Origin of the sequence: Oceanibaculum sp. (genome assembly GCF_022449305.1) — a bacterium.
Taxonomy (GTDB): Bacteria; Pseudomonadota; Alphaproteobacteria; order Oceanibaculales; family Oceanibaculaceae; genus Oceanibaculum; species Oceanibaculum indicum.
In genome coordinates, this window is record NZ_JAKUSO010000112.1 from 1 (window position 1) to 4552 (window position 4552).

Annotated in this window: 3 protein-coding genes; all 3 read left to right on the forward strand. The window is 60.5% G+C overall.

The window, feature by feature from the left end:
* The first annotated feature begins 301 nt into the window (after positions 1-301).
* Positions 302-1777 carry an IS21 family transposase gene (gene istA, locus MK313_RS17860; protein WP_287783529.1) on the forward strand — a complete coding sequence of 492 codons (1476 nt, stop codon included), beginning with the start codon at positions 302-304 and terminating at the stop codon, positions 1775-1777.
* Positions 1774-2667: an IS21-like element helper ATPase IstB gene (istB, locus tag MK313_RS17865; protein ID WP_287783532.1), complete on the forward strand. Its 894-nt coding sequence runs from the start codon at positions 1774-1776 to the stop codon at positions 2665-2667. Before istA ends, istB begins: the two co-directional genes overlap by 4 nt.
* Before the next feature lie 1471 nt (positions 2668-4138).
* Positions 4139-4552 (forward strand): tRNA-dihydrouridine synthase (locus MK313_RS17870; protein WP_287783535.1); only part of this gene is annotated, 414 nt, incomplete at its 3' end.

The following is a 4552-nucleotide window of genomic DNA, read 5'->3' on the forward strand; positions in this document are numbered from 1 at the left end:
GATCGACTGATGATAGGAGCCGACGATGTCGAGTGCGATATACCGCTCGAGTTCACGTAGTGTCAGTGCCGCATGCCTGCGGCACGACAATCAAGATGAGATTCCGCGACAAACAGGATGAGACGTTGCGTCGTGCGTGTGTCGTAGGGAGGGCGTAGCCCGACCGGAGGCACACGCACGACGCTTCGCTCGTTTTTGGGGTCTGTGATCGCGGTCGGCCCGGTAGGCTTGTGGTTTTCAGGAATGGAGAACCATCTTTGTGCCGGGGCGCCATGTAACCGATCAACAGACGAGACTTTTCATGAAGCTGAGACAGGACCACCCCATCGAAGTCGCCGCGGCCAGGGCCGGGATGAGCCGGGCGAGCGGATACCGCATTTCGAAAGATCCCCAACTGCCATCGCAGAGGGCGCAGCCGCGAGGCCGGCGGCGCCCGGACCCGCTTGAGCACATTTTCGACGCTGAAGTCGTCCCGCTTTTGCAATCAGCCCCAGGTCTTCGGCCGGTCGCAATTTTTGAGGAGATGCTGCGCCGCCACCCTGACCTGTCGCCGGGTATCCGCCGGACGCTGGAACGGCGGATCCGGGCCTGGCGGGCGGTGCATGGCGAGGAACAGGAGGTGATCTTTAGACAGGTTCACGAGCCCGGCCGGCTCGCACTGTCGGATTTTACCGACATGGGGGCGCTCGACGTGACCATTGCCGGTCAGCCCCTGGATCACCTGCTCTACCACTTCCGCCTGCCGTGGTCGGGCTTCGAGCATGCCCATGTCATCCTCGGCGGAGAGAGCTTTGTCGCCCTGGCCGAAGGATTGCAGAATGCGCTCTGGTCGGTGGGCGGGGCGCCGTCTTCCCATCGCAGCGACAGTCTGTCGGCGGCTTTTCGCAACCTCGATGCCGACGCGCGGGCGGATCTCACGACGCGCTATGACGCCCTTTGCGCCCATTACCGGATGACGCCGACCCGCAACAACAAGGGGGTGGCGCATGAGAACGGCTCGATCGAAAGCGCCCACGGCCATCTCAAGAGCGCGATCCGGGATGCGCTGTTGATGCGCGGCAGTGCCGACTTCGACGATCTCGATGGCTACCGCGCCTTCATTGACGAGATCGTGGGGCGCCGCAATGCTGCCCGCGGCAAGCGTATCGCAGCCGAACGGTCCTATCTGCAGGGGCTGCCCGCGCGCCGCACCACGGACTTCGAGGAGGTGATCGTCACCGTTTCCAGCACCGGCGGCTTCACCTTGCGCAAGGTCTTCTACACCGTGCCCTCCCGCCTGATCGGGCACAGGCTGCGCGTGCGCCTGTTCGACAATCGCCTTGAGGTCTTCACCGGCGGCACCCACCTGCTGACCCTGCCCAGAGGGCGGGCCAGGGCCAACGGCAAGCATGACCAGGTCGTGAACTATCACCATGTCATCCATTCGCTGCGCAGAAAGCCCATGGCGCTGTCGAGGCTGATCTATCGCGACAAGCTCTTTCCGCGCCAGGAATACCGCCGGGCCTTCGAAGCGCTCATCGACCGGCTGCCCGAACGGCAGGCCTGCAAGATCACAGTCGAACTGCTTGCCCTGGCGCATGATCGCGGCTGTGAGGCGGAACTGGCCAGAGAGCTGAGCCGGGTTCTCGGGGACGGTGGACTTCCGGACCTTGTCGCCTTGCGAGGGAAGTTCACACCGCACGCAGGCAGTCTGCCGGCCGTCACCGTGCAATCCGTGTCTCTGGACAGCTATGAAGCGCTTGTCAAAACGGCGGATGCAGCAGGAGTACCGGCATGACGAACGCCCATACCGTCGATGAGGCCCGCCTCTCCATCATGCTGAACGACCTGCGGCTGCCGACCATCAAGATGCTCTGGCCGCAATTTGCCGAACAGGCTGACCGGGAGGGCTGGCCGGCCGCCCGCTTCCTGGCCGCCATTGCGGAGCACGAACTGGCCGAACGCGCCCACCGCAGGATCGCCCGCCATCTTGCCGAAGCGCACCTGCCGCCCGGAAAGACAATGGACAGCTTCGACTTCGACGCCGTTCCAATGATCTCGAAAGCACAGGTCATGGCCATGGCGGCGGGAGACAGCTGGCTGGCCAAGGGCGCCAATGTCCTGATGTTCGGACCGCCCGGCGGCGGCAAATCCCATCTCGCGGCCGCCATTGGCCTGACACTGATCGAGAACGGCTGGCGGGTGCTCTTCACGAGAACCACAGATCTCGTCCAGAAGCTTCAGGTGGCCCGCAGGGAACTGCAGCTCGAGGCCGCCATTGCAAAACTGGACAAGTTCGACCTGATCATCCTCGACGATCTCGCCTATGTCACCAAGGACCAGGCTGAAACCAGCGTCCTCTTCGAGCTGATCTCCGCGCGATACGAGAGGCGGTCCATCATGATCACCGCCAATCAGCCCTTCGGCGAATGGAACAAGGTCTTCCCAGACCCCGCAATGACGCTCGCCGCCGTCGACAGGCTTGTCCACCATGCGACCATCTTCGAGATGAACGTGGAAAGCTACAGACGGCGCACCGCAATGGAGACAAAACGAAAGAGAGGCAGGCCTGCCTCATACGCGACAATCAACAACACCCCCATGATTGACGCGGAACGACAAACAACAGGCGAAGAAAATCTTGCCAGCGGCAATCAGGATGATAATCTCAAAAATGCCGCGACATAGAATCTCATCCTGATTGTCGCCAGCGTCTCATCCAGATTGTCGCGCTATAGGCGCTGCCGGCCGGCTCTTTGATCTTCACCCTAGCAGGTTTCGGATGCACCCTCGCGCAGATTCTCGTTGCGCGCCTGTTTCAAGGCATCGGTGCGGGGACCGAAGGCATTCCGCTTTTCGTCATCGTCCACGACCTTTTCGAGGGCCATGTCGCGCGGATAGCCTTGCCGCTATATCGTACGCAGCGCTACGCCGCCGATTGAAATAGCAGTTGAAGATCTGCACATTCCTGCGCGACTAGGCTCATTTGCTTGGCGATCTCGCCAACGTCACCTGCCTCCACGGGTCGAGCGTTCGGCAGCAAGTTAAGATGGATGCGCCCTCCCGCAACCGCTCTGCAGCGTGATATATTACCATGTGCTTCAAAACGAAGATTCAGGTCAATGCCGAATTTGGGCGGCCGCCTTCGCCTATGCCAGCCGTTCGGATGCTTGCCCGAACGACCTGCCGTTCGTTGCTCACGGTGAAAGGCACAGGGGGTAGATGAAGTCGGCAGACTCCGCGCGACGCGCGAACGGCCGTCTCAAACAGGCATACGCTTAGGGAGCAGACGCGTAAGGTTTCCCATCAGGCTTATCTCAAAGAGATAAACCGATGAGCCACCGAGCGTTCAGTCGTTTCCGCTCGCGAGTTGCAAGCCTGCCCAAGTGGTATATTTGTCGCCGGTCTCACGGATGTGCGTATAGCGTTTAAGGCTCACCCAGGACCTGTGTCCGCTGACCGCTTCGACATGCGGGATGTTCCAGCCCATCTCGAACAGGCGCGAAATTCCGTCTGGCGCAGATCGTGGAAGTGCAAGTCTTCAATTCCGAATAGCTTGCAAGCCCGCGTGAAGTTCGCTGTGATTGCATCCGGGGAGTAGGGGAATATTTCCGATTTACGCTTGGGCATGCTGTCGATGATACGGATGGCTTGGTCGGGGAGGTCGACCCAGGTATCATTGCCGAGCTTCTCACCCGGGGCTTCATGTGCCTTCGTGCGTCCGATTTCTTTGAGGCTTCTTCAATATAGCGCTCGATGGCTTTGGACGGTGGTGGGGCTCGCGTGTTTAACTTCTCCAGCGCGCCAGGCTTGGCCAGCTCTTTCGCGCTCTTCTTTCCAAGGGGTTGCGGCAGGGCGTTTGGCAAAAGACTTGGTCTCATGATAGGACGTTCGCTCTCGCATCACTCGCATGCGCGCACGGCAGCTGCTGCTGCCAGCTTTGCGTTTGCGTGTTCTGATCGAGCCCCTTGTGATCTCCTGATTTGGTACACGATGTCTATTTGGCACTTTGTACCCAGGCCGGTGTTGAGATTGACGCCTTTGGCACCGAATGAGCGGCAAAGAGGCAGATAAAGAGGCAGATAAAGAGTTCCTATAAGTGGCTGAAAAAACTAAAAAACGAGAGTTTCCAGCGGCTTCCCGTTTTGCTGTGGCACCTATGATCGATTGGACGGATCGGCATTGCCGGTTTTTTTATCGGCAGATGATGACGCGCGGGCAGGTGTATACGGAGATGATCGTGGCCGATGCGGTGCTGCGTGGCGATCGCGAGAGGCTGCTGGGCTTTTCGCCGGTGGAGCGTCCCACGGTGCTGCAGCTTGGCGGGTCCGATCCGGTGAAGCTTGCGGAGGCGGCGGCGATCGGCAGCGATTTTGGGTATGACGAGATCAATCTCAATGTCGGCTGCCCGGCGGACCGCGTCCAGTCCGGTACGTTCGGCGCCTGCCTGATGAAGACGCCCGAGGTCGTGGAACGGGCGGTTTCGGCGATGAAGGCGGCTGCTTCGGTGCCCGTAACGGTCAAATGCCGGATCGGCGTGGACGATCAGGATCCCTATGCGGTGCTTCCGGAT

Excerpts from the sequence above, each read along its gene's own strand:
- istA (WP_287783529.1), top strand. The coding sequence starts at position 302 with ATGAAGCTGAGACAGGACCACCCCATCGAAGTCGCCGCGGCCAGGGCC.
- istB (WP_287783532.1), top strand. The coding sequence starts at position 1,774 with ATGACGAACGCCCATACCGTCGATGAGGCCCGCCTCTCCATCATGCTG.